At 74.6% G+C, this 24,569-nt stretch carries 20 protein-coding genes; 7 read left to right on the forward strand and 13 right to left on the reverse strand.

Features of this window, described 5'->3' with window-relative positions; genetic code table 11:
* From E1300_RS50325 to E1300_RS25815, 4 genes are all read left to right on the forward strand, one after another.
* Positions 1–837: TolB family protein (locus tag E1300_RS50325; protein WP_165502994.1), on the forward strand; the 837-nt coding region annotated here is incomplete at its 5' end.
* A 345-nt stretch (positions 838–1,182) separates the two neighbouring features.
* Positions 1,183–1,725 (forward strand): class I SAM-dependent methyltransferase, encoded by a 543-nt coding sequence (locus E1300_RS25805; RefSeq protein WP_207399953.1) that lies wholly within the window; start codon positions 1,183–1,185, stop codon positions 1,723–1,725.
* Positions 1,722–2,954, forward strand: coding sequence for a hypothetical protein (locus E1300_RS50330; protein ID WP_165502995.1), 1,233 nt, complete (start codon positions 1,722–1,724; stop codon positions 2,952–2,954). Before E1300_RS25805 ends, E1300_RS50330 begins: the two co-directional genes overlap by 4 nt.
* An 8-nt stretch (positions 2,955–2,962) precedes the next feature.
* Positions 2,963–3,769: a WecB/TagA/CpsF family glycosyltransferase gene (locus tag E1300_RS25815; RefSeq protein ID WP_131759656.1), complete on the forward strand. Its 807-nt coding sequence runs from the start codon at positions 2,963–2,965 to the stop codon at positions 3,767–3,769.
* Here E1300_RS25815 and E1300_RS25820 read toward each other — a convergent pair.
* Entirely contained in the window at positions 3,714–4,349 is a 636-nt protein-coding gene (locus E1300_RS25820) for a hypothetical protein (protein WP_131759657.1), read from the reverse strand. The two genes, E1300_RS25815 and E1300_RS25820, sit on opposite strands and share 56 nt — an antisense overlap.
* Before the next feature lie 128 nt (positions 4,350–4,477).
* On the opposite strand from E1300_RS25820, the gene E1300_RS25825 reads away from it, so the two are divergent.
* Together E1300_RS25825 and E1300_RS25830 are read left to right on the forward strand one after the other, a co-directional pair.
* Positions 4,478–5,494, forward strand: coding sequence for a YveK family protein (locus tag E1300_RS25825; RefSeq protein WP_131759658.1), 1,017 nt, complete (start codon positions 4,478–4,480; stop codon positions 5,492–5,494).
* 6 nt (positions 5,495–5,500) lie between these two features.
* Positions 5,501–6,853: an O-antigen ligase family protein gene (locus E1300_RS25830; RefSeq protein ID WP_131759659.1), complete on the forward strand. Its 1,353-nt coding sequence runs from the start codon at positions 5,501–5,503 to the stop codon at positions 6,851–6,853.
* Here the strand turns inward: E1300_RS25830 and E1300_RS25835 are convergent.
* The 11 genes from E1300_RS25835 to E1300_RS25885 form a co-directional block, all read right to left on the reverse strand.
* The gene (locus tag E1300_RS25835; protein WP_131759660.1) at positions 6,850–7,848 is read right to left on the reverse strand and encodes a right-handed parallel beta-helix repeat-containing protein; all 999 of its coding nucleotides are present in this window, start codon (positions 7,846–7,848) and stop codon (positions 6,850–6,852) included. The two genes, E1300_RS25830 and E1300_RS25835, sit on opposite strands and share 4 nt — an antisense overlap.
* Positions 7,849–7,871: 23 nt before the next feature.
* Positions 7,872–9,053: a DegT/DnrJ/EryC1/StrS family aminotransferase gene (locus E1300_RS25840; protein ID WP_131759661.1), complete on the reverse strand. Its 1,182-nt coding sequence runs from the start codon at positions 9,051–9,053 to the stop codon at positions 7,872–7,874.
* Positions 9,053–9,703, reverse strand: a complete 651-nt coding sequence (locus tag E1300_RS25845; RefSeq protein ID WP_131759662.1) for an acetyltransferase — start codon at positions 9,701–9,703, stop codon at positions 9,053–9,055. Before E1300_RS25845 ends, E1300_RS25840 begins: the two co-directional genes overlap by 1 nt.
* The gene (locus E1300_RS25850) at positions 9,696–11,153 is read right to left on the reverse strand and encodes a lipopolysaccharide biosynthesis protein (RefSeq protein WP_207399954.1); all 1,458 of its coding nucleotides are present in this window, start codon (positions 11,151–11,153) and stop codon (positions 9,696–9,698) included. Before E1300_RS25850 ends, E1300_RS25845 begins: the two co-directional genes overlap by 8 nt.
* The gene (locus E1300_RS25855; protein ID WP_131759663.1) at positions 11,150–12,526 is read right to left on the reverse strand and encodes a glycosyltransferase family 4 protein; all 1,377 of its coding nucleotides are present in this window, start codon (positions 12,524–12,526) and stop codon (positions 11,150–11,152) included. The genes E1300_RS25850 and E1300_RS25855 overlap by 4 nt, the downstream gene beginning before the upstream one ends.
* Positions 12,523–13,641 carry a DegT/DnrJ/EryC1/StrS family aminotransferase gene (locus E1300_RS25860; RefSeq protein ID WP_207399955.1) on the reverse strand — a complete coding sequence of 373 codons (1,119 nt, stop codon included), beginning with the start codon at positions 13,639–13,641 and terminating at the stop codon, positions 12,523–12,525. The genes E1300_RS25855 and E1300_RS25860 overlap by 4 nt, the downstream gene beginning before the upstream one ends.
* Entirely contained in the window at positions 13,638–14,825 is a 1,188-nt protein-coding gene (locus tag E1300_RS53515) for a glycosyltransferase (RefSeq protein WP_131759665.1), read from the reverse strand. Before E1300_RS53515 ends, E1300_RS25860 begins: the two co-directional genes overlap by 4 nt.
* Entirely contained in the window at positions 14,822–15,784 is a 963-nt protein-coding gene (locus E1300_RS25870; RefSeq protein WP_131759666.1) for an NAD-dependent epimerase/dehydratase family protein, read from the reverse strand. The genes E1300_RS53515 and E1300_RS25870 overlap by 4 nt, the downstream gene beginning before the upstream one ends.
* Positions 15,781–16,863 carry a Gfo/Idh/MocA family protein gene (locus E1300_RS25875; protein ID WP_131759667.1) on the reverse strand — a complete coding sequence of 361 codons (1,083 nt, stop codon included), beginning with the start codon at positions 16,861–16,863 and terminating at the stop codon, positions 15,781–15,783. Before E1300_RS25875 ends, E1300_RS25870 begins: the two co-directional genes overlap by 4 nt.
* A gap of 40 nt (positions 16,864–16,903) precedes the next feature.
* Positions 16,904–21,709 (reverse strand): DUF4082 domain-containing protein, encoded by a 4,806-nt coding sequence (locus E1300_RS25880; protein ID WP_131759668.1) that lies wholly within the window; start codon positions 21,707–21,709, stop codon positions 16,904–16,906.
* Between the two features lie 243 nt (positions 21,710–21,952).
* Positions 21,953–22,576: an acyltransferase gene (locus E1300_RS25885; RefSeq protein ID WP_131759669.1), complete on the reverse strand. Its 624-nt coding sequence runs from the start codon at positions 22,574–22,576 to the stop codon at positions 21,953–21,955.
* A 44-nt stretch (positions 22,577–22,620) separates the two neighbouring features.
* On the opposite strand from E1300_RS25885, the gene E1300_RS25890 reads away from it, so the two are divergent.
* Entirely contained in the window at positions 22,621–23,454 is an 834-nt protein-coding gene (locus E1300_RS25890) for a glycosyltransferase (protein WP_207399956.1), read from the forward strand.
* 8 nt (positions 23,455–23,462) lie between these two features.
* Here E1300_RS25890 and E1300_RS25895 read toward each other — a convergent pair whose 3' ends face one another.
* Positions 23,463–24,488 (reverse strand): glycosyltransferase family 2 protein, encoded by a 1,026-nt coding sequence (locus tag E1300_RS25895; RefSeq protein WP_131759671.1) that lies wholly within the window; start codon positions 24,486–24,488, stop codon positions 23,463–23,465.
* Positions 24,489–24,569: the final 81 nt, after the last annotated feature.

Here is a 24,569-nt window from a genome sequence, read left to right on the forward strand (position 1 = left end):
CCGGACGCGGGCAGGCTCGCCGCCGTCGGGCTCGCCGGGCCGCCCGGCGCGCTCGCGGTCACGTCCCCGCGGGCGCGCACGGTCACCGGCCTGTCCTGCGTGCGCGTGCACGCGGCGGCCGGGACGGGCGTCTGCCTGACCGTCGAGCGGAAGGCCGTGGCGCAGACCTACGTCGAGCTGCTGGACGACGCGATGAAGCGCACGCACCTGTTCCCGGTCGAGGGCTCGCCGAGCCGGGCGCAGGTGTCGACGAGCGGACGCATGGTGTCGTGGACCACGTTCGTGGCAGGTCACAGCTACAAAAGCAGGGACCTTTCCACGCGCACCGGTGTCTTCGACCGGACCACCGGCCGACTGTGGCCAGACCTGGAGAAGTTCAAGCTCGTCCAGGACGGCCGGCGGAACTGGGCCGCCGACCTCAACTACTGGGGCGTCACGTTCACCCGCGACGACGACCGTTTCTACGCGACCGCGCGGACGAAGGGGACGACCTACCTGGTCGAGGGGCGCGTCAGCGACCGGACGATGCGCACGCTCCGTAGCAACGTGGAGTGCCCGTCCCTGGCCCCCGACGGGCGGCGGCTGGCGTTCAAGAAGGCGACCGGGAACCCGGTAAGCCCGTGGCGTCTGCACGTCCTCGACCTGCGGACGATGCGCGAGACGCCGCTGGCGGAGCCCGCCTCGGTGGACGACCAGGCCGTCTGGATCGACGACCGCACGGTCGCGTACGGGCGGGTCCGCGGATCTACTACGGACGTCTGGGCCGTGCCCGCCGACGGCTCCGGAACTCCCCGGCGGCTGCTGGAAAACGCATTCTCCCCGGCCGCAATCCGATGATCGAATGGCCGTATTGCTGACCTTTGCGGCAGTTGTCCCGGAACGCGACGCCATCCCCCGCAGACCTCCCCAGGTCGCGATCCGGATCTCCCTGCACTTGACCCGGCGTCTCTACAGGGCCCCCTGACGTTTACCGGCGGCGCCTGTCCAAAGGCGGCCACGCGGATCCCTGGCTTTTTGCGTCCGCCCCGTACCAATAATGAGCCGGACATTGGACGGGGTGAACGATTGAGTCGGCTTCACGCATTCCGGAACCGTTTCGTCGATGCGCCGGGTTCTGTCGGCGCGCGCTATCGGGCGCGCCGGTGGGACTGGCTGCTCGCGACATTTCCCGATCTCGACCGGATGTCGGTCATCGATCTCGGCGGCACCGCGCGGGCGTGGCGGCGCGCGCCGGTGCGCCCCGCGGCGGTGCACATCGTCAACCTGGAGAAGCCGCCGGACGATCTGCCGGACTGGCTGCGCTCCGACCACGCCGACGCCTGCGAGCTGCCGCCGGAGATCCTCGCCGGCGGCTACGACCTCGTGGTGTCGAACTCGGTGATCGAGCACGTCGGCGGGCACGCGCGCCGGCACCGGTTCGCCGACGCCGTGCACCGGCTCGCCGAGCGGCACTGGGTGCAGACGCCGTACCGGTACTTCCCGGTCGAGCCGCACTGGGTCTGCCCGGGGATGCAGTTCCTGCCCGCGGCGGCGCGGGTGACGGTCGCGCGGCACTGGCCGCTCGTCCACACGCCGCCCGCGGACCGCGCGGAGGCGCTGCGGACCGTCCTGGACGTGGAGCTGCTGAGCCGCACCGAGATGCGCGCCTACTTCCCGCACTCGGAGATCCGCGCCGAGCGGGTCGCCGGGCTGACGAAGTCGCTGATCGCGGTGAAGACCCGATGAGCGCCGACGCGGACGCCGGGACCGGTGCGGAGCGGGGCCGCGTGGGCGGTGCCGGGCGGGCGCCGGGGGCGGGCGGGGGCCGGTTGGGGCGGCTCGGCGCGCACGACGCCGCCGCCCGCCGGCTGGTCGACGAGCTGATCGGGCGCGCCGTCCGGGGGCTGCCGGCGATGCGGCTCCCGGCGCACCGCGACGGCTTCGTGTTCACGCTGCGCGGCGACCCGCCGGTCGCCGCCGGGACGAGCCTGCGCTACGCGGCGATCGTCGCGCTCGGCGTGCGGCACCTGCCCGCGGACCGGCGGAAGGAGGCGCTCGGCGGCGCGACCGTCGGCGAGCTCGTCACCGCGCTGACCGGGCGGCTGGAGGACACCGGCCCGGCGGCCGTGACCTCGCTCGGCGACGTGGCGCTCGTCTGCTGGGCGGCGGCGGAGACCGGCCACTCCCGGCTGGAGCTCGCGCTCGACCGCCTCGCCGAGGCCGATCCGGCGGACGGCCGGGCCGTGTACACGGTGGACGCCGCCTGGACGGTGTCGGCGCTCGCCGCGGTCCGCGACGCCGGCGGCCCGCCCGCGGCGGAGCGGCACCTCGGACGCGCCGGGCGCCGCCTCCTGGACGGCCTGCGGCGCGGCGGGCTGTACTCCCACGAGGTGGGCGGCACCGGGCTCGTCCCGCGCTACCGCGCGCACGTGGGCTGCTTCGCCGACCAGGTGTACCCCGTCCAGGCGCTCGCCCGGCTCGGCGGGGACCGGGAGGTCGCGGCGGCCGCCGCGGTGGCGGAGCGGATCTGCGCGGCGCAGGGCGCCGCGGGCCAGTGGTGGTGGCACTACGACGCCCGCACCGGGGGCGTGGTCGAGGGCTACCCCGTGTACAGCGTCCACCAGCACGCGATGGCGCCGATGGCGCTGCTCGACCTCGCGGACGCGGGCGGCCCGGACCATCTCGACGCGATCGCGAGAGGCGTGCGCTGGCTGGCGGCGCCGCCCGAGACCGGGCGCTCCCTGCTGCCCGGACGGGCACCCGGTGAACCGGTGACGACCTGGCGCAAGGTCGCGAGGAGCGACCCGCGCAAGGCAGTACGGGGGGTGCGCGCGGCCACGACGGGGCTGCGTCCCGGCTGGCGACTCGGCTCCCTTGACCGAAGGTTCCCCCCGGTCGCGATCGACCGGGAGTGCCGTCCCTACGAGCTCGGGTGGCTGCTGCACACCTGGCTCGTGCCCTCTCCACGGGAGTGAGCGATTCCATGCTGAAGCGTTACGAGCCGGACCGGCGGCATCTCCTCGGCGTCCACCTCGACCCCCTGACGATCGACGAGACGGTGGCCCGCTGCGTCAAGGCCGTCGAGGAGCGGTCGCCGATGACGATCGGCGTGCTGAACGCCGCGAAGATCGTCCGGCTGCGGAGGGATCCGCGGCTGCGCCGGGCGGTGCTCGGCTGCGACCTCGTCCTCGCGGACGGGCAGTCGGTGGTGTGGGCGTCCCGGCTGCTGGGCGCGCCGCTGCCGGAGCGGGTCGCGGGCATCGACCTGATGCTGGCGCTGCTGCCCGAGGCCGAGCGGCGCGGCGACCGCGTGTACTTCCTCGGCGCGAGGCAGGACGTGCTCGACCGGACGGTCGCGGAGGTCCGCCGCCGCTTCCCGCGCCTGGAGGTCGCGGGGTCCCGGCACGGGTACTTCTCCTCCGCCGAGGCGCCCGCGGTGGCGGACGCCGTCCGCGAGACGGGGGCGGACCTGCTGTTCGTGGGCGTCTCATCGCCGATGAAGGAGCTGTTCGTCGAGGAGTGGTCCGCGCGGACGGGCGTGCAGGTCGCGCACGGCGTCGGCGGCACGTTCGACGTCCTCGCCGGGGAGGTCCGCCGCGCGCCCGAGTGGTGGCAGCGGCACGGCGTGGAGTGGCTGTACCGGGTCGTCCAGGAGCCGCTGCGCCTCGGGCCCCGCTACTTCACGACGAACTTCGCGTTCGTGGTGCTCGTGGCGCGCGAGTGGACGCGGGCGCTCAGGCGCGCGCGGTCGCGGCCCCGCCGCTCCGCCGCCGGCGGCGATCGACGGTGACCGCGGCGTACGCCGCGCCGATCCCGCCGATCAGCAGGACGGCGAGGAACGCGCGCGCGGGACGGCCGACGACCGGCACCGCCCGGTCGCTGCCCGCGTCGATCTGCCACGTGATGTACGAGCCGGGGAGCGCGCCCTGCTCGGCCTGGGTGCGCTGGAGCCGCTCGCGGAGGACGCCGAGCACGGCGAGCAGCGACCTGCGGGCCGTGCCGGGGTCGCCCGCCGTCACGCTGAGCGTGAGGTACGGCTGGTCGTGAATCGGCTGCTCCTGGTTGCCGCGGTTGGCGAGGACGACCTCGAAGCCCGGGTCGCCGCCCGCCTTCCGGACGGCGTCCCGTCCGGCCGCGGAGCCGAGCCAGTCGGCGGAGACCTCCGCCATCGTCACGAGCGCGGGTGTGAAGCTCGCGAACGTGTTGCGGGGGTACTCCGTCCGCGGCGACAGGAAGGTCACGACCGACCGGGCCGCGTAGGTCGGCGGGGCCGTCCGGATGCCCACTACCACGAGAAGCGTGACGGCGGCGGCGGTGACGGTGACCCAGATGTTGCGCCGGAGCGCGACCATGAAATCTCGGAACGCCACGAGCTACTCCACTCCGCAGGTGCGTGTCATCGTGGCATGAGAGGGACGCGGACAGGGCGCGCTCGCCGGGTGTGGCCAGCATGACGGCGCCGGCGGGCGCGGGTCGACAGGGGTCGTGAGGGGGACCGGTGGATCTGCTCGACTGGGTGGGGACCCTGCTGCGGAGGTGGTGGCTGACGGTGCCGCTCCTCCTCGCCGCGCTGGCGGGAGCCGGCGCGATCGCCGTGGTCACGCCCTGGAAGTACGAGGCGAGCGCGACGGGCGTGCTGCTCGCCTCGCCCGTCCAGGCGAAGCAGGCGGGCGGCAACCCGTGGCTCGTCTTCGACAGCTCCCTCACGATCACCGCGGAGGTGCTCGGCCGCGACATGATGGACGAGCGGACCGCCGCCGCCCTCCGCGCCCGGGGGCTCACGGCGACGTACGTGGTGGGCGTGGCGCCCGACTCGACCGGGCCGGTTCTGGCCATCAGCGTCAGCGGCACCGACGCGCGCGTCACGAAGGCGACGCTCGACGCGCTGCTCGCCACCGTCCCCGAGCGCCTCGCGCGGCTCCAGGCGCAGGAGAGCGTGTCGCCGCGGGCGCAGATCAAGCTGAACGTCATCAGCGCGAGCCCGAAGGCCGCGCGGGTGACCACCGACAAGATCCGCACGGTGGTGATGGTGCTGTTCCTCGGCATCGTGGTGGCGGTCGCCGTCCCACTGTCCGCCGAGGTGGTGTCCGAGCGGCGCCGCCGCGGGCGGGCGGGCGGTGACCTCCCGCACCCGCGGGACCCCGCCCCCGGCCCCGACCCGGCGCCGGAGCCCGCGCCGGAGCCCGCGCCGGAGGTCTCCGACGAAGCCGCGCGGAAGCCCCGCGATGAACCCGTGCGCGCCCCCGGGCCGTGGGGCGCGGACGGGTCGTGGGGCGCGGACGCGCGGGGGCCCGGATCGTCCGGCCGCCCGGGCTCACCGCTGGTGACGATGCCCGACACCCCGGCCGGCCGCGGCAAGGCCGAGAAGAAGGCGAAGGGGAAGGGGAAGGCGAAGGCGTCGGACACGCCCGAGACCTACGGGCTCCTCGACTACACGCCGCCCGCGTCCAACGGGACCGCTCCGCGCCCGCCGGACGCGCCGGGCGAGCCCGAGATGTCCGAGCCGGAGGCGTAGCCGCCGATGGTCCCGACCACGCCGGCGGACCTGATCGCCGCACCGGACGGCCGGCGCGCGGCGGCCGGGCGGCCCGTGCTCGGCCAGGTCGACGCGGTCACCGTCCTCAGCGTCTTCGTCGTCATGCTGACCGTGGTGCCCGCGCGGTTCATCGTGGGGCCCCTCGGCGCCGCGGGCACGCCCGCCGGGATCATGGCGGTGCTGTGCCTGTTCTGGTACCTCAGCTCGATGATCGCGGCGCGCACGTCGCCGATCCGCGGCGTCCAGCCCGTCCGCACGGTCGTGGTCGTGTTCTGCTGCGCGATGCTGGCCTCCTACGCGGCGGCCAACCTGCGGTACCTGCCGGCGCTGGAGGCCAACGCCGCCGACCGCGGCCTGATCCTCACCGCGGGCTGGGCGGGGATCGCGCTGCTCGCCGCCGACGGGATCCCCCGGCTGGACCGGCTGGAGGCGGTCCGCCGCCGCCTCGTCGCGGGCGGCGGGTTCATCGCGGCGCTCGGCTGCCTCCAGTTCTTCACCGGCCTGGACCTGGCGGGACGGCTGGCCTTCCCGGGCCTGACGACCAGCACGTCCTACACCTCGCTGCTCCAGCGCGACGAGTTCAACCGGCCGATGGCGACCGCCACCCATCCGATCGAGTTCGGCGTGGTGCTGGCGATGCTGCTGCCGCTCGCGCTGCACGGCGCGGTGCACGCCGGGGAGGGGCGGCGCGGCCGGCGCTGGCTGCTGGTGTGCCTGATCCTGGTCGTGCTGCCGATGACCGTGTCCCGGTCGGCGATCCTCGGGCTGGCGGTCTGCTGCGTGGTGATCCTGCCGATCTGGCCGGCGATGTGGCGGTTCACCGCGGTCGTCATGCTCGGCGTGTTCATGGTGGGGCTGCGCGCCCTGGTGCCCGGCCTGATCGGGACGCTGACGAGCCTCGTCTCCGACATCGGCTCCGACTCCAGCACCGTGACCCGCACGAACGACTACGTCGTCCTCGGCGACACGTTCGTGCACCGGCCCTGGCTCGGCCAGGGGTTCGGCACCTACCTGCCGCAGACGTACCGGATCCTCGACAACCAGTACCTGCTGTCGGCGGTGGAGACCGGCGTCGTCGGGGTGGCGGCGCTGCTGACCGTCCTGCTGTCGGGGTGGTTCCTGGCGCGCTCGGCGCGGCGCGCGGCCCTCGCCCGCCGGGACGCGGTGACCGCGCACCTCGCGCAGTGCTTCGCGGCGTCGATGGCGGTGGCGCTGTTCTCCTTCTTCACCTTCGACGCGTTCAGCTTCCCGATGGTGTCCAACCTCGCGTTCCTGCTGCTCGGCTGCTGCGGCGCGCTGTGGCGCCTCACCCGCCCGGAGCGGTCACGGGAACCCTAGGGCTGGACGGGGCGGCCCGTGTCCTCCCAGATGTTGCCGCTCCACACGTTGCCCTTGCCGTTCGGCTCGAACGACGTCACGGGGCCGAAGAAGCCGCCGTTCTTGTAGATCCTGCGGCTGAAGACGTTCCGGACGATCCGGATGTTCGACGACGTCCCGAACCTCCCCTTGCCGCCGTAGAGGGCGTAGCCGCCGCCCGCGAGCAGGTTCCCGTCGAGCGTCACGTCGTAGGCGCGGCCGAAGTCCTGGTAGATCGAGATCGCGGACGTCTGCGACAGCGGGTTCAGCGCGACGTTGTGCCGGATCACGAGCTTCAGGCCGGGCGCGGGCCCGGAGTTGGAGGCGATGCAGGCGACGTGGTCACCGGGGAACTCCTTGAGGTTCCGGACGATCGAGTCCTCGATGAGCCCGTGGTCGGTGCCGATGCCGTCGCTGACGGTGTGGACGTGGACCTTGCGGACCGTGATCATCCCGCCCTGGTTGAGGATGCCGAACTGCGCCTTGCGCCTGCCGTCCCCGTTGATCTCGACGTTCTCGACGCGCAGGTTGGACGCGCCGCGCCGCTGGATGATCCCCCACTCCCCCTCCGCGATCAGGTGGGTGTTGCGGATCGTGACGTCGCTGGCGTCCACGTTGATCTCGGTGCGGACGCGCAGCCCGTCGATGACCGTGCCGCGCTTGCGGATCGTGATCGGCCCGCTGTCCTTGAGCCTCGTCCCGGCCGGGACGCCCACGGACTTCAGCGTCGGCCAGGTGATCCGGGCGCCCTCACCGCCCGCCGGGTCGTTCGGCGTCCGCAGCTTCAGCGGCGGAGCCGGCACCGCCGACCGCGTCGGCGCCGTCAGCGGGGACACCGGCGGCCGGACCGTGGCGGTGCTCGCGGCGTGCTTCCCGTCCCCGCCGCCCGAGCAGCCGGCGAGGCCCGCCGCCGCGAGAACGAGCGCCGAGACGAGCGCGAGCGCACGCGTCCCCGGGCGTCTTGCCGAACCGGCCATGCCGGCCTCCTTCGGATGGTCCTTCAGTCGAGGATCTTGCGGAGGCCGTCGGCGACCCGCCGCTGCTGCTCGTCGGTGATCTGCGGGAACATCGGCAGCGACAGGATCTCCGCGGCGGCCGCCTCGGTCACCGGGAAGTCGCCGGGGCCGTGCCCGAGCCGCCGGAACGCCGGCTGGAGGTGCACCGGGACCGGGTAGTGGACGCCGGTCCGCACGCCGAGCTCGCCGAGCCGCCGGGCGACCTCGTCCCGGTCGGGGACGCGGACCACGTACAGGTGCCAGACGTGGTCCTCCCCGGCGGGCGGCGGCAGGACGACGCCGGGGACGCCGTCCAGCAGCTCGGCGTAGCGGGCGGCGGCGGCGCGGCGGGACGCGTTCCATCCGGCCAGGCGCCGCAGCTTGGCCCGCAGGACGACGGCCTGGAGGGTGTCCAGCCGCGAGTTCATCCCCACGACCTCGTGGTGGTACTTGCGGTCGCTGCCGTGGTCGCGGAGCAGCCGGACCGCGCGGGCCAGCTCCGCCGAACCGGTGGTGATCGCGCCCGCGTCGCCGTAGGCACCGAGGTTCTTACCGGGGTAGAAGCTGGTGGCGGCGATGGCGCCGGACGCCCCGCCCGTGGCCGCGTCCGTGGCCGCCGCGGGGACGGCGCCCTGCGACTGCGCCGCGTCCTCCAGCACCGGCGGCCCGAGCTCCAGCAGCGGGCGGACATCGGCGAGCCTGCCGTACAGGTGCACGGGAATGATCGCGCCGGTGGACGGGCCGGTCGCCGCGGCGGCGAGCGCCGGGTCGATCAGCAGGGTCGCGGGATCGACGTCCACCAGGACCGGGCGGGCGCCCGCGCGGACGACGGCCTCGGCGGTGGCGATGAACGTGTTGGCGGGCAGGACGACCTCCGCGCCTGGCCCGACGCCGAGCGCGCGCAGGGCCAGCTCCAGCGCGTCGGTGCCGTTGGCGACGCCGACGCAGTGGGCGGCGCCCGTGAAGTGCGCGTAGTCGCGCTCGAACGCGCCGACCTCCTCGCCGTTCACGAACGCCGTGGCGGCGAGGACGCGGTCGAAGCCCGCGCGGACCTGCCGCTCCACCTCGGCGTGCGCGGCGGCCAGGTCGACGAAGGGCACCTCGCCGCACGCGTCCGCGCCGGTCGTACCTCCGCCGGTCGTACCTCCGCCGGTCGGGTGTCCGCCGTTCGCCGTGCTGTCGGTCATCACGCTTCCTTCCTCTGCGGGGCGGGACGCAGGCGGCGGGCGGGCGCGCCGGCCCAGACCTCGCCGGGCGGGACGTCCCGCAGGACGACGGCGCCCATGCCGACCAGGGCGCCCGCGCCGATCTCGACGCCCTCGCGGACGAGCGCCCCGGCGCCGACGTAGGCTCCGGCGCGCACCCGGACCCCGCCGCCGAGCCGGACGCCGGAGGCGATGGTGGCGTAGTCCTCGATCACGTCGTCGTGGGTGACGGTGACGTGCGGCATGACCGCGACGTGCGCGCCGACCAGGGCCGACGCGGTGAGCACGGTCTGGGCGAGCACGACCGAGCCGGGGCCGATCCGCGAGGACGGCGACACCCACGCGGTGGGGTGGACGATCGTCGCGTACCGGTCCGGCGCGAGGCCGAGCGCGCGGACGATCCGCTCGCGGCTGCCGTAGTCGCGGGGGCTGCCGGTGCAGACGGCGACCTGGACGCCGGGCAGCGCCGCGACGTCCGCGCGGCCGCCGAGGATGGGCACGCCGTCCACCTCGTGCCCGCGCCGGGGGTCGTCCTCGGCGAAGCCCAGCAGCCGCCATCCGGGCAGCGCGGTCACGGTCTGCGCGGTCTCGCGGCCCAGCCCGCCCGCACCGAAGATCACCAGGTCAGGCATCGGCGCCCTCCAGGCTCCGCAGGCCGGACAGGGCGCCGCGCGTCCGGCGCAGCAGCAGGCCGATCGCCGCGAGCGCGACCGTCCCGGCGACGGCGAGCGCGATCACGTCCAGGGGGATGGCGGCGTGCGCGGCGACGGCGGCGAGCCCGACCCCCGCGGCGATCGCGGCGGGCGGCCCGATCCGGGCGAGGACGGCGCGCGTCCCGACTCCGGCGCGGTGCAGCTCCCACAGGTACATCGGCAGGACGACGAGCGCGGCGACCGCGACGTGCGCCGCGCCCACCCCGGAGACGCCCTTCGCGTGCGCCCCGGCGACGAGCGCCGGGACGAGGACGACCAGCCAGATGAGCTGCACGGTGAACACGGCGCGGGAGCGGGCGAGCACGACGAAGTAGTCGTACATCAGCTCGAACATGATCCGGAGGCCGCCGAGGATCGCGAGCCACAGCAGCGCGTCCGCGGCGGGCCCCCACCGGTCGCCGTAGACGAGCCGGATCAGCGGTTCGGCGGCGCCCGACAGCAGCAGGCAGACGGGCAGCGTCAGCCCGGCGAGCAGGCCCGCCGTGGACAGGAACGCGCCGCGCAGCGCGGGCGGGTCGTGCTGGAGCCGCGCGAACGCGGCGGGCGCGACGCTCCGGACCGGTTGCGAGAACATCGTGACCGGCCACTGCGACAGGTTGAACGCGAGGACGTAGAAGCCGAGCGCGGTGGCGCCGAGCACGTGGCCGACGACGACCTGGTCGACGGTGTTCACGGCGAACACGACGATGCTGGACCCGGCGAGCGGGACCCCGAAGCGCAGCAGCGCCCGCGCCCGGCCGGGGTCGAACCCGAACCGCATCGACCCGGGCGCCGCGCGGACCAGCAGGACGGCGGACGCCGCCGATCCCGCGAGCCGTCCGACCGCGAGGCTCATCGCGCCCGTCCCGGTCGCGGCGAGCGCGATGGACACGAGCGCGCCGCCCCAGTTGTTGACCTGGTCGGCGAGCATCTTGCGGTCCTGCCGGAAGCCGCGCTGGAGCAGCGCGGCGGGCACCGCGACGAACCCGCTGACGACGACGCTGAGCGTGAGCAGCCGGATCACGCCGGACGCGCCGGGCGCGCCCATCGACGACGCGAACGCCGGCGCGCCGAGGTAGCAGCCCGCGTAGATGGCGAGGCTGGACGCGACCGAGATCGTCGCGACGGTCGGCGCGATCTCCTCGGGGTCGCCCGGCCAGCGGACGATCGCGAGGCTGACGCCCAGCTCGTGGAAGCTGAGCACGGCGAGCAGCGCGACCATCGCGACGGCGAACACGCCGAACTCGGCGGGGCCGAGCAGCCGGGCCAGCGCGATCCCGATCGCGAGCGTGCCGAGCCGCCCGACCGCGGTGTTGACGAGGCTCCAGCCGAGCGCCCGGGACGCCTTCCCGAACAGAGAGTCGTCGTCACCGACGGTCAGCCGCGTCACCGCCCCTCCCCACCAGGCTCGCCGCGTGCGGCCTCGCCCGGCACGGCCTCGCCGGACGCGGGCTTGCCGGGCGCGGCCCTGTCGGGCGCGGTCTTGCCGGACGCGGCCTTGCCGGACGCGGGCTCATCGCGCGCGGCCTTGGCGGCTACGGCGTTGAAGTCGTCGCGGGGGGCCGTTCCGCGGAGTTTGCGGGCCTTGCGGGCGGTCTTGTAGGCGACGACGCGGGCGGCGGTGGACGCCGCGTCCCAGCGGCGGGCGAGGGCCCGGCCGATCGGGTCGGTCGCCGCGCGGGCCGCGAGCGCGTCCTGGTAGATGCGCTCCTGCACGGTCGCGGCGCGCTCCAGGCCAAACCGCCCGGTGACGAGCCGCCGCCCGTAGTCGCCGAGCTCCTTGCGCCGCACGTCGTCGGCGAGGGCGCGGAGGATCTCCGCGAGCCGGTCACCGCCGCGCCCGCCGACGCCGTACCAGCCCTGTTCGAGGAACGTCGCGCTCGTGTCCGGGTCGAGGAGCTCGAAGAAGCCCCGCTCCCCCTGGACGATCAGCGGGCGGGCGAACGCGAGGGCGCGCAGGGCCGAGCCGCCCATGCCGAGCGCGATGGACGCGGCCGCGTAGGCGGGGCGGGGGTCGTCGAGCGGGCCGGTGAGCACGACGGCGAGGCGTCCCGCGCGGGCGTTGGCCTCGGCGGCGCGCGCCTCGACCTGGCCGCGGCACGGCCCGTCCCCGACGATGATCAACCGCAGCGGCAGCTCGTCCGCGAGCCGCCCGACCACGTCGATCGCCGTGAGCACGCCCTCCAGCTTGAGTTCGGCGACGAGCCGGCAGACGACCACGACGTCCAGCGGGCCGGGGTCCAGGCCGAAGCGGGCGCGGAACGCGGCGGTCGGGTGCCCGGGCGCGTTGGCCCGCACGTCCACCGGCGGCTCGATGAGGTGGACGGCGCCGGTGCGGCGGCCCCGCCGGTCCAGGACGTCCCGCCGGATCTGCCGGGTGCCGACGACGAGCGGCAGCGACGGCGGCAGGAACGGCGCGACGGCCATCGACATCACCGTGCACACGGCCGCGACGCCCGGGCGGCCCCGCGCCGTGTAGAACGCCTCGACGCCCGGCGGCCACTCGTAGCCGTGGACGACGTCGATGCCGCGCTCGGCGACGAGCCCGCGCAGCGTCCGGACGGTCGCCGGGGACGGGCGGCGGCGGCCCGGGTCGAGCGGGACGTGCTCGATCCCGGCGTCGCGGACCCGGTCCACCAGCGGGCCGGGCTCGCCCGCGACGACGACCTCGTGGCCGAGGTCGCGGACGGCGGCGGCCAGCTCGATCGCGTTGAGCTGGCTGCCGCCGATCTCCATCGCGTGCGGGTAGACGAGGATCCTCATGCGCGCGCCGCCACCGCCTCGGCGACCCGGTCCTGCTCGGCGGCCGTCATCGCGTGGAACAGCGGCAGGATCAGCGACCGGGCGGTGAACCGGTCGGTGACCGGCAGGTCCGCCGGGACGTCCGCGTAGGCGGGCTCCCGGTGCGCGGCCATGATGCCGCGCCGGGCGGAGATCCCCGCGTCCAGCATCCGCTGGAGGAGGTCGTCGCGGCCGATGGGGTGGTCGTCGGGGAGCAGCACCCAGAACGACTGGTAGTTGGTCCGGCCGTGGGGCGGGTCGCCCGCGCAGGCGAGGCCGGGCACGTCCGCGAGCAGCCGCCGGTAGCGCTCGGCGAGCTCCCGCCGCCGCGCCACGATCGCGTCGAGCCGACCGAGCTGCACCAGTCCCACCGCGGCCTGCATGTCGGTCATGCGGTAGTTGAAGCCGGTCTCCTCGTACTCCTCCAGGACGACCTTCGCGCTGCCGTGCCGGTCGGCGGCGCTCACGCTCATCCCGTGCTCGCGGAGCCGCCGCGCGCGCCGGGCCGCCGCCTCGTCCCGGAGCGTCAGCATGCCGCCCTCGCCGGTGGTGATCAGCTTGCGGGGGTGGAACGACCAGGCGGTCAGCTCCGCGCCCGCCCCGACGGGCCGTCCCTGGTACTCCGACCCGGCCGCGCACGCGGCGTCCTCGACCACGGTGATGCCGCGCGGGTCGCACAGTGCCCGCATCGCGTCGAGGTCCGCGGGGATGCCGCCCTGGTCCACGAGGACGACCGCGCGGGTCCGCGGGGTGAGGACGGCCTCCACGTCCTTGGGGGTCAGGTTGCCGGTGGCGAGGTCGACGTCCGCGAAGACGACCGTGCCGCCCGTGTACCGGACGGCGTTCGCCGTGGCGATGAACGACAGCGACGGCACGACCACCTCGTCGCCCGGGCCGACCCCGGCGAGCAGCAGCGCCAGGTGCAGCGCCGTCGTGCAGGACGAGGTCGCGACCGCGTGCGCGGCTCCGGCCCGTCCGGCGAAGGCGGTCTCGAACTCGGCGACGCGCGGCCCCTGGGCCACCCATCCCGACCGGATGACCGCGGCGACCGCCTCGGCCTCCTCCTCGCCCAGCACGGGCCTGATGACCGGGATCACGATGCGGGTTCCTCCTGCCGTGCGGGGACGGGGTCGATGTCCAGCAGCCGGGCGAGCGCGCGGGCGCGCTGCCCCCAGTCGTGCCGGGCGGCGAACTCCCGCCGCCGGGCGGTCAGCTTCGGGGTCCGCTCCACGGCGAGCTCCGCCTCGACCGCGCGGACGAACCCGTCCACGGTGGCCTCGGAGCGGACGAGGTCCGCGCCGCCGGAGAAGCCGCGCAGCCATTCGGTCGCGGGCAGGTCCGTCGAGACGACGGCGCGGCCGGCGGCCAGGTAGTCCAGCGTCTTGATCGGGAAGCTCGCCCGGTTGAAGGCGTCGGTGCGGTACGGGGTCAGCCCGACCTGGATCGTGCTCAGGTAGGACGGCATCTCCCCGAACCCCTTGCGGCCCGTCCAGTGGACGTCGGGCAGCGCGGTCAGCGCGCGGAACCGGGCGGGCTGGTAGCCGGGGTCGTGCGGGCCGACGAGCACCAGCGGGTGCCCGGCGGCGGCGACCGCCTCCAGCAGCCCGAGGTCGATGCGGGCGTTGATGTGCCCCGCGAACCCGGCGGCGGGACGGTCGAAGCGGGGCACGTCCGCGGGCCACGGCGCCGTGTCGATGCCCGCGTACGCCTCGGGCGCGCACCCGTTCGGGACGAGCGCCGGGTCGCGGCCGTGCGCGCGGAACAGCTCGCGGAGCAGCGGCGACACGACGGCGACCTCGTCGGCGCGGGCGAGCATCCGCTCCCGCGCCGCGGCGAGCCGCCGCGGCGGCAGCCCGAGCAGCTCCGCCCCGGCGACCAGGTCGTCGGTGGCGTAGTAGAGGGTCCGCGCGCCGGGGACGGCGTCGAGGAGGTCCGCGCCGGCGGCGACCACCACCGCGGACACCCGCTCGTCGAGCTCGGCGGCCATCCGCCGGGCCGCGCGCCGCGCCGCCCGGCGGACCAGCGCGTTCGTGGTGTGGTGCAGGCCCGGCCGGTACGCGCCGGGCAGCACCCGCGGGCACAGCCGCCACAGCGCCGGGCTCCGCCGCCGCAGCGCCGCGCCCCGCACCGAGTCGGCGAGGTGCGGGTGCAGCAGCGGCGTCGTGACCGACACGGGAGGATCGACGTACAGGACGGGCACCATCGCGCTCAGCCGGTCGGCAAGCTGCCGGTCGGTGCCCGTCACCCCTTCGTACGCCGATCCCCCGAAGTAGACGATCACGCCTGCTCCAGCCGGGCGTCCCGCCACCAGGCGACCAGCCGCCGCAGCCCCTCCTCCAGGTCGACCTGCGCCTTCCAGCCGAGGACGCGCTGCGCCGCGGACACGTCGGCGAGCCGCCGGGAGACCCCGTTGACGGCGCGGGCCGGGCCGAACTCCAGCCCGAGGTGCTCCGCGTCCATGATCCGCAGCAGGGCCTCGGCCAGCTCCTTCAGGCTCGTCTCGGTGCCGCTGCCGATGTTGAACACCGCGTCGGTCGCGTCCGACTCGGCGGCGAGGAGGTTCGCGCGGGCGATGTCCTCGGTGAAGACGAAGTCCATCGTCTGCTCGCCGTCGCCGAGGATGAGCGGCGGCTCCCCCGCCGCGATCCGCTCCATCCACCGGATCAGGACCTCGGTGTAGAGACCGTGGACGTCCATCCGGGGCCCGTACACGTTGAAGTACCGCAGCGCGACGTAGTCGAGGCCGCGCATGGCATGGAAGCTGCGCAGCATGCCCTCGTTGAACGCCTTCGCCGCGCCGTAGAAGGTGTCGTTGGCGTAGGGGTGCTGGTCCTCGGGCGTCGGGAACCGGTCCGCCAGCCCGTACACCGACGCCGACGACGACGCCACGACCTTGCCGACCCCGGCGTCCGCGGCGGCCTCGACCACCTCGTACGTCCCGTCCACGAGGACCTCCAGGGCGAGCCTGGGCTCCTGCGCGCACTGGGTGATGCGGATGGCCGCCAGGTGGAACACGACGTCCACGCCGTCCATCAGCGTCCGGACGAGGTCGCGGTCGCGGATGTCGCCCTCCTCCACCCGCACGGTCCCGGGCGCGTCCGCGAGGTTGGCGCGGCGTCCCCGGACGAAGTTGTCCAGGACGACGACCTCGGCCGCGCCCGCGTCCACGAGCTGGTCGACGACGGCGGACCCGATGGTCCCCGCGCCGCCGGTGACCAGGCAGCGGGATCCTTCGATCATGCGTGCTCCTTGACGTTGCCAGCGGTGGTGGTCGCGCGCACGGGCGCGTCGACGGGAACGAGCGCGCCGCCCTCCGCGGCGCTGCGGGTGGCGGCCTCCAGCAGCGCGACGACCCGCAGGCCCGCGCGGCCGTCCGTGCGCGCGGGACGGCCCTCGGCGATCGCGGCGGCGAGCTCCGCCATCACCTCGCGCAGCGCCTCCCGCTCCGGCAGCGCCGGGACGAGGATGTCGCCGACCCGGTAGGAGATCAGGGCGTCGCGCCGCTCGTCCGGGCCGAGGGAGCCCGCCGGGGCCAGGTCCACGCCGCGGTCGTACACGGCCAGCCGCTGGACGGGGTTGAGGTCGTCCCAGACGATCGTCCGCCGGGACCCGCCGATCACCGTCGTGCGGATCTTCGTGGGGCTGAGCCAGTTGACGTGGACGTGCGCCATCACGCCGGTGGACAGCCGCACCGACAGGTGCGCCACGCACAGCCGCCCCGCGTCGATGGGGTCGCTGCCGCGCGCGGCGACGGCCTCCATCCGCACCCCGTCCGGCAGGACGTGGTCGAGGATCGACAGGTCGTGCGGCGCGAGGTCCCACAGGACGTCCACGTCCGGCTGCACCAGCCCGAGGTTGATGCGCACCGAGTCGACGAACTGGACGTCGCCGATCTCGCCGCCGCGGACCAGCTCGCGGATCTTCCGGACGGCCGGGGTGTAGCAGTACGTGTGGTCGCACATCAGCACCAGCCCCGACCGCTCCGCGAGGTCGACGAGCTTCGCGCCGTCGTGCGCGCTCGGCGTCAGCGGCTTCTCGACCAGCACGTGCTTGCCGGCCTCCAGCGCCGCCCGGACGAGGTCGAAGTGCGTCGCGGCCGGGGTGGCGATCGCGACGGCGCCGACCCGCGGATCGTCCAGGACCCGCTGGTAGGACGCCGTCGCGCGGACCGTGGTGTAGGGCCCGAGGACGGCGCGGGCGCGGTCCTCGTCGAGGTCGCACAGCCACTCCAGCCGCAGCGCCGGGGTGGCCTGCGCCGTCCGGACGAGGTTCGGGCCCCAGTATCCGGCGCCGACCACCGCCAGGCCGATGGGTTCCATCAGGCGTTCTCCTCTGGTTCGGGGGCTCGGGGTGGGCGGCTCAGGGCTGGGTCGTCGTGAAGACCGGGTCGACCCAGTAGTTGGAGGCGGACGGACTCGCGGGGAAGCCCCCGGATCCGTAGGCGTAGACGCCGTTGGCCCCGTCGGTGCCGTTGCGCAGCGCGTGCAGGGGCGGCGCGTCCACGCCGGCGTTCGCGAATCCGTTGATGTCGGCGGCGTAGTGCCCGTTGGGCGCCAGGTATGACACGACGTAGGTGGTCCCGGCCGTCACCTGGACGGGCGTGGAGAACGCGACCTCCTGCCAGCCCGCGGCGGACTCGGCGCCGAACGTCGCGGTGGCGAGCCGCGTCCCGTCGGCCTTCCAGAGGCTGCCGGTGTGCGTCCCGGTGTTCCCGGGGCCCTTGTAGAAGCGGACGCCGGTGACCCACCCGTCGGAGTCGGTGCGGAACTTCATCCCGAGCTCCACCGATCCGGAGTCGTCGACGTCCGGGACCTGCGGCTGGTCCTCGTCCGACCAGACCGAGCACGGGCAGGTGCCCGGCGTGGTCTGCTTCGCCGTGGTGAACGACCAGGTCCGCGACGCGGCGAGCGTGTTGCCCGCGAGGTCCTTCGCGCCGTCGACCTTCACCGTGTAGGCCGTCTTCCAGCCGAGCGCGGCGGACGGGGTGAACGACGACGTCCGGGTGGCCGGGTCGTAGCTCACCGAGCCGGGCACGGCGGTGCCGCCGGGGCCGGTGACCGTGAACTGCACCGTGGCGCCCTGCACGGCCTCGTCGAACGTGACGGACGGGTGGACGGCGCGCGGCACGCTGGTCGCGCCGTTCACCGGGCTGACCGCGTCGATGGTCGGCGGGGTCGTGTCGCCGGGCGCCGCGACGGAGAACACCGGGTCCACCCAGTAGTTCGCGGCGCCGTACGTCTGGTTCGGGAACCGCGACGTCGCGCTGTAGGCGTACACGCCGTTCCCGCCCGCGGCGTCACTGGACGGCGCGTGCAGCGGCGCGTTGTCGTAGGCGTTGCCGAACGAGCCGCCGTCGACCGCGTAGTGCCCCTTCGGCGCGAAGTAGGACGCGACGTAGGTGGTCCCGGCGGTCACCTGGACGGGCGCGGAGAACGTCATCGTCTGCCAGCCGGACGCGCTCTCCCCGGTGAACGTCCCGGTGCCGAGGCGCGTGCCGTCCGCCCGCCAGAGCGTGCCGGTGTGCGTGCCGGTGTTGCCCGCCCCCTTGTAGAAGCGGACGCCCGAGATCCATCCGGCCTGGTCGGTGGTGAACTTGACGCCCACCTCGACCGCGCCGCCGTCGGTGGACGCGGGCGTGCCCGGCGCGGCGTCGCTCGGGAACAGCGTGCACGGGCACGACCCGGACGTGGTGAACGACCACTGCGTCGTCGCCGTCATCGTGTTGCCCGCGGTGTCCTTGGCGCCGGTGACGCTCGCCGTGTAGGTCGTCGCGGCCGCGAGCCCGCTGGACGGCGTGAACGTCAGGACCCGTCCCGAGGCGTCCAGCGCGGACGTCCCCGCGACCGCCTGCCCGCCGGGCCCCTTCAGGGCGAACACCGGGGACCCGGACCGGACCGCCTCGTTGAAGGTCACCGCGACCTTCCCGCCCGTCGGGACGCTCGTCGCGTCGTTCCCCGGGCTCTTCGCCGCGACGGCCGGCGGGGTCGTGTCCGGCGGCGGCGAGAACACGACGTCCACCCAGTAGTTCGTGGACCCGGACGTCTGGTTCGGGAACCCGCGCGCGCCGTACTTGAACACGCCGTTCCCGCCGCCGTTGCCGTCGGCGAGCGCGTGCAGCGGCGGGTTGTCGGCCGCGCGGCCGAGCCCGCCATAGTCGGCCGAGTACCAGCCCTTGGTGGTGTGGTACGAGGCGACATAGGTCGTCCCGGCGGTCACCTGGACGGGCGTGGAGAACGTGACCTCCTGCCAGCCGAGCGTGGACTCGTTCGCGAACGTCGCGTTCGCGAGCTGCTGCCCCGCCGCCGTCCACAGCGTGCCGATGTGCGTGCCGTCGTTGTTGCGGCCCTTGTAGAACCGGACGCCCTTGACGAACCCGTCGGCGTCGGCGGTGAACCGCACGCCGAGCTCCAGCTCGTTCCCGTCGGCGACGCCCTCGATCGCGGGCGCCGTGTCGTCCGCCCAGATGCTGCACGGGCACACCCCGGGCTGCGGCGTCGCCTTCGCCGTCGTGAACGCGTAGGTGAAGTCCTGCATCGCGTTGCCCGCGTCGTCTTTGGCGCCCGTGACGGTCGCGGTGAGCTTCGTCGCGGCGGGCAGCGGCGAGGACGGGGTGAGGGTCATGACCGTCCGGGACGCGTCCATGCTCGCCGTCGCCGGGACCGTCGTCGTGCCGTCCTTCAGCGTGAACGACGCCGTGCCCGCCTGGATCGGCTCGCTGAACGTCACGGTCGGCTTCAGCGACGTCTTCACGCTGGACGAGCCCGCGTACGGGGTGTTGTCGACGACGGTCGGGGGCATCGTGTCCGGCGGCTTCACCGTCGCGAACACCACGTCCACGTAGTAGTTGCCGCCCTTGTAGGTGGACGTCGGGAACCCGCTGCTCCCCGCCCGGTACACGCCGTTGCCGCTGTCCGTCCGCGCCTTCGGCGCGGTCAGCGGCGGGCGCGCGTAGTCGTTCAGCGAGAAGAAGTTCGCGTCGGCGGCGTAATGCCCGTTCGGCGCGAAGTACGACACGATGTACGTCGTGCCCGCGTCGAGCTGCACGGCGGACGGGAACGTGGCGTTCTGCCACCCGGACGCGGTCTCGCCGGTGAACGTCGTCGTCGCGAGCCGCGTCCCGTCCGCCTTCCACAGGCTCCCGGTGTGCGTGCCGGTGTTGCCCGTGCCTTTGTAGAACCGGACGCCGGTCGCCCAGCCCGAAACCGAGGACGTGAACTTCACCCCGGCTTCGAGGGACGTGGTGTCGCTGTCGGCGGGCATCGCCGGGACGGCGGAATCGCCGAACAGGCGGCAGGGGCAGCCGACGCCGACCTGCACCCCGGCGCCCGGGGTCTCGATGTTCCCGCTGTCGTCGACCGCGCGGGTCCTGATGGTGACCGGCCCGTTGCCGGTCGCGTCCCACTTGTACGTCCACGTCCCGCGGCCCTCGGCCGGATGCCACGTGGACCCTCCGTCGGTGGACACCTCGACGCCGCCGACCTGGCCGCCGGCGTCGGTCGCCGTCCCGGTGACCGTCACCGTCCGGCCGTTCACGATCTGCGTGCCGGGCGTCGGCGACGTCACCGCCGACACCGGCGCGATGTGGTCGAGGGACGCCGTCGCGCGGGTCAGGCCGGTCTGGAGCGCGTACGGCTGCACGCCCATGTCCGCGAACAGGTTGACCGTCGCCTGCCGGATGCTCGCGTCCGGCGCGGTCGGCGCGTCCGACGGCCCGTCGTGCGTCGCGTCCAGGCCCCACGACCACTGCACCGTTCCGGCGCCGAACACGAGCGCTCCGCTCGGCGCCCTGTACATCGTCAGATGGTGGGTCGCGGTGCCGGCCGCGACGTTCGAGCCGTAGTCGATGAGCTTCTCCGGCACGTCCGCGGTCGTCGTGGACATCCGGAACAACCCCGCCGGGCGGGCGCCGTTGTCGAGGTCCTCGTCCCACTCGTAGCCGAGCGTCTGGTCGGCGAGCGTCAGCGTCCCGGACGTCTGGCTCCCGGCGGCCGTGCCCCGCCAAAGCCGCATCTTCCCGTCCGCCGCGGGCACCTTCATCGCCACGCCGCAGCAGTTCACCGTCCAGATCGAACCCGTCAGCCCGTTCTCCGGGCGGCCCCCGTCGGCGGGCGGGCTGAACCGCGGATCTCGCCAGCTCCCCGTCCACGTCCCGGTCGGGTCGGTCCGCGTGTTGTCGCGCGTCTCCTTGTAGGTGACCAGCGTCCGATAGGGGACGTTGCCGGCGCCCGCCTCCCAGCGGGTCTTCCAGAACACCTCGTTACCGCTGAAGAACGCGAGGCTGAGCCCGGCGTCGCGGGCCGCCTCCACGTTGGCGCGCTCGGCGCCCGACCAGTACTCGTCATGCCCCACCGACAGGAACGTCTTGTGGTTCCTCAGCAGCGCGCCGCGCTGGTCGACGTCGGCGCTCGCCATGTAGCTGACGTCGTACCCGTTCGCCTCCAGGAAGCGGATCATCGGGTACTCGTTCGCGAACACGAAGTCCCGCCCCCACGGGGTGCCCTCGCGCGTGTCGAACGGCCGGTTGTAGCTGACCTTCACCGCACGGCCCGGCGCGGCGGTGCTGTCGCCGAAGTACAGGCTGTTGCCGCCCCACCGGTTGTAGGCCTGCCAGGTCGCGTCGGACGTCTTGAACAGCAGGTCCGAGTGGCTCGCGTCGTTCCGGACGACGAACATGACGTGGTTGTCGTCCTCGGTGCCGTCGGTGCGCGTGATGTGCGCGAAGTAGACCCCCGACACCGCGTCGGACGGGACCGTCCAGCTCGCCGACACGCCCCAGTTGCCGCAGTCGACCAGACCGGTCGCGTCGTCGCTCTGGCAGGACGGCTGCTGCTGCGGAAGCGGCGCCGACGGCGACACCGAGCCGATCTTTCGGGCACCGTCGCCGCCGTAATAGCCCATACGGTAGATATCGATCGAGTACGACCGCGCGGGCGTGTTGACTTTGAACTGGACCTGCTGCCCGACATTGACGCTGAAGGCCGCCGCAAAACCCTCGATCGTCTGTCCGGCCCCGGAGATCTTCTCCCACTCCGAGGACGGTGATCCCGGCTTGGAATTCTCGCACGCCACCGGATTGCCGCCGCTGTCGCACGGCCCCGCGGCGGCCCGCACCGGCGGCTGCGCCAGGGCCGCCAGACCCGTCGCCACCAGCGCGAACACGATCACCGCCAGAACGGCCCCGCGGCCCCCGCGCCGCCTCGTCCGCCCTTTCACGACACCCGCACCAAGACCATTGTTCCCCCTCCGGCCCCACCCCGTGAGCGAAAACCCGGGATGCCGAAGCGAGAACCCAGGTCCGCTCCGATTACCGACTTCCATAAAGCCCGCGCCCGAAAGCACTCCGACTATAAGGTCGAATGCGCCGGTCACCTTGCGATTGGCCGGTGGTGGCCTGGCCCGGCCCGGACGTCACCTCGCGGCGAGCGTCAGGCGTCCGCCGCATTCGATGTACCGCTCCCCCGTCCGCGGGCACCGCCAAAGGATCTCCGCCTCCGCATTTCCCGGACCCTCCGGCGCCTTCTCCAGCGGCACCCCGGCCCGCCCGACCCAGCCGGCCCGCCGGGCCGGATTGCCGACCACGAGCGCGAAGTCCGGGACGTCCCGCGTCACCACGGCGCCCGCGCCGACGAGGGCGTACCGGCCGACCGTCCGTCCCGCGACCACGACCGCCCGCGCGCCGACCGACGCGCCCTCCCGCACCGTCACGCCCAGCGCGGTCCAGTCCCCCGGCCGCTTCAGGCCACCGTCCACCTCCGACGAGCGCGGGTACGGGTCGTTGGTCAGCACCACCGCCGGGCCGATGAACACCCCGTCCTCCAGCACCGCCGGCTCGTACACCAGCGCGTGGTTCTGGAGCTTCACCTCGTCGCCGATCCGCACGCCAGGCCCTACATAGGCGCCCCGACCGACGATGCAGTCGCGGCCGAGCCGGGCGTCCTCGCGCACCTGCGCCAGATGCCAGACCGTGGTCCCGTCGCCGAGGACGGCGCGCTCGTCCACGTCCGCGCTCGGAAGGATGCGGGCTGCGCCCATGGGGTGCCTCCGGGAGGGTCGCTGGTTCATACTTCCCACTTGTGGTGAGCATCGTGATCCCCGCGCACAACGAGGAGCGCGTCCTCGGCCGCCTGCTGGACGGCCTGCTGGGCACGGCGGAACCGGACGAGCTCGACATCGTCGTCGTGCCCAACGGCTGCACCGACGGCACCGCGCGGATCGCGGCGTCCTACGGCCCGGCCGTCCGGGTGGTGGAGGCGCCGGAGCCGTCGAAGGCCGCCGCGCTGCGGCTCGGCGACGAGGCCGCCCGCCGCTTCCCCCGCCTCTACGTGGACGCCGACGTCGAGCTGCGCACGGACGACGTCCGCGCGCTCACCGCCGCCCTGGAGCGGCCGGGTGTGGCCGCCGCCGCGCCGTCCCGCCGCCTGGACATGACGGGCCGGCCGTGGCCCGTCCGCTCCTACTACCGGGTGTGGACGCGGCTGCCCGAGGTCCGCGGCGGCCTGTTCGGCCGCGGCGTCGTCGCCGTCACCGGCGAGGGCCACGCCCGCCTCGCCGCGCTGCCCGGCGTCATCGCGGACGACCTCGCCTCCTCGCTGGCCTTCGCCGCCGCGGAGCGCGCCGTCGTCGGGTCGGCGTTCGTGACCGTCCACCCGCCGCGCACCTTCGGCGACCTGCTGCGCCGCCGCGAGCGGGCCGCCGCGGGCGTCGAGCAGCTCGAACGCGCCGACCTCCGCCAGCCGGGCGGCTCCGCCCGCACCGGCCCCGCCGACCTCGCCGCCCTCGTCCGCCGTGACCCCCGCCTCGCCCCCCACGTCGCCGTCTTCCTCGCGGTCGCGGTCATCACCCGCGCCCGCCGCGCCCGCAAGCGAGGCGACTACAACACCTGGCAACGCGACGAAAGCAGCCGCACCTAGCGCGCGGGTCATCGCGTCCCGGTTCGGGCGGGGGGCCAGCCGCGGAGCCACTGGCGGCGCGCCGCCCAGAGCAGGCGCCAGTCCTCCCCCCGCGCGGTCGGGCGCCCCTGCCGCTCGGGACGGGCGGCGGCCAGCCGGCTCAGCGCCGCCCGCAGGAACACCCCGACGGCGAGCAGCGCCACCCCGGCGGAACGCGTCCCGGGCCGCAGGTGCCGCCGCAGCAGCGTCGCCTTCCCCGTGAACAGCAGCACGAGCTTGCCGATGCCGCTTGACGACGCGCCGACCTCGTGCCGGTAGGCGGCCCGTCCGGTCACCATCGGCCGGTAGCCGTGGGCGGCGGCCCGCAGGCACAGGTCGGCGTCCTCGCCGTACATGAAGAAGCCGCGGTCGAAGCCGCCCGTCTCGTCCCAGACCCGCCGCGCGACGAGCATGAAGCCGCCCGTGACCACCGGCACGCGGCGCGTCTCCGTGCCCTCCGCCCACGGCCGCGGCGACTCCGGGTCGAACAGGCGGCTGCCGGGGAACAGCGAGCTGAGCAGGAACGCGAAGCAGAACGTCGACCACAGCCCCGGCCGCCCCCACCACGAGCGCGGATCCGCCGAGCCGTCGGACGCGACGCACCGTCCGCCGACGATCCCGGCGCCCGGCTCGGCGCGCGCGCACTCCAGCAGGGCCGCGATGCTCCCCGGCGCGGGCGCCGCGTCCGGGTTGACGAACACCAGCCACGGGAACCGCGCCCGCTTCGCCCCCTCGTGGCAGCCGTACGCGAACCCCCCGTTATGGCCTGTTTCCACGACCCGTGCGTCCGGGGCCGCCTTCCGCGCGACGTCCGCCGTCTCGTCCCGGGAGTCGTTGTCCACGATGAGGAGCTCGGCCGGGACCCCGCCGACGGCGGCGCGGAGCGCGCTCGCGCAGTCCTCGATGTACCGGGCGCTCCGGTAGGTGACCACGATGATCGACACCCCGTCGTCCCCCGGCCCGGACGGTTCGTCCGACGCGCCGAGGAACCGGTTGACGCTGAGTTCAGGCCGCACCGGCGTCCTCCCCCAAGACCCGTCCGCCGCCCCCTGGACCTTCGGGGGCCGCCCACAGCGTGCCCCATCCGCCCCGGCGAC

The sequence above is a fragment of the Actinomadura fibrosa genome, assembly GCF_900659615.1.
In the GTDB taxonomy this organism is placed as follows: Bacteria; Actinomycetota; Actinomycetes; order Streptosporangiales; family Streptosporangiaceae; genus Spirillospora; species Spirillospora fibrosa.

Excerpts from the sequence above, each read along its gene's own strand:
- E1300_RS25805 (WP_207399953.1), top strand. The coding sequence starts at position 1,183 with ATGTCGGTCATCGATCTCGGCGGCACCGCGCGGGCGTGGCGGCGCGCG.
- E1300_RS50330 (WP_165502995.1), top strand. The coding sequence starts at position 1,722 with ATGAGCGCCGACGCGGACGCCGGGACCGGTGCGGAGCGGGGCCGCGTG.
- E1300_RS25815 (WP_131759656.1), top strand. The coding sequence starts at position 2,963 with ATGCTGAAGCGTTACGAGCCGGACCGGCGGCATCTCCTCGGCGTCCAC.
- E1300_RS25830 (WP_131759659.1), top strand. The coding sequence starts at position 5,501 with ATGGTCCCGACCACGCCGGCGGACCTGATCGCCGCACCGGACGGCCGG.
- E1300_RS25835 (WP_131759660.1), bottom strand. The coding sequence starts at position 7,848 with ATGGCCGGTTCGGCAAGACGCCCGGGGACGCGTGCGCTCGCGCTCGTC.
- E1300_RS25840 (WP_131759661.1), bottom strand. The coding sequence starts at position 9,053 with ATGACCGACAGCACGGCGAACGGCGGACACCCGACCGGCGGAGGTACG.
- E1300_RS25845 (WP_131759662.1), bottom strand. The coding sequence starts at position 9,703 with ATGCCTGACCTGGTGATCTTCGGTGCGGGCGGGCTGGGCCGCGAGACC.
- E1300_RS25855 (WP_131759663.1), bottom strand. The coding sequence starts at position 12,526 with ATGAGGATCCTCGTCTACCCGCACGCGATGGAGATCGGCGGCAGCCAG.
- E1300_RS25870 (WP_131759666.1), bottom strand. The coding sequence starts at position 15,784 with ATGATCGAAGGATCCCGCTGCCTGGTCACCGGCGGCGCGGGGACCATC.
- E1300_RS25875 (WP_131759667.1), bottom strand. The coding sequence starts at position 16,863 with ATGGAACCCATCGGCCTGGCGGTGGTCGGCGCCGGATACTGGGGCCCG.
- E1300_RS25885 (WP_131759669.1), bottom strand. The coding sequence starts at position 22,576 with ATGGGCGCAGCCCGCATCCTTCCGAGCGCGGACGTGGACGAGCGCGCC.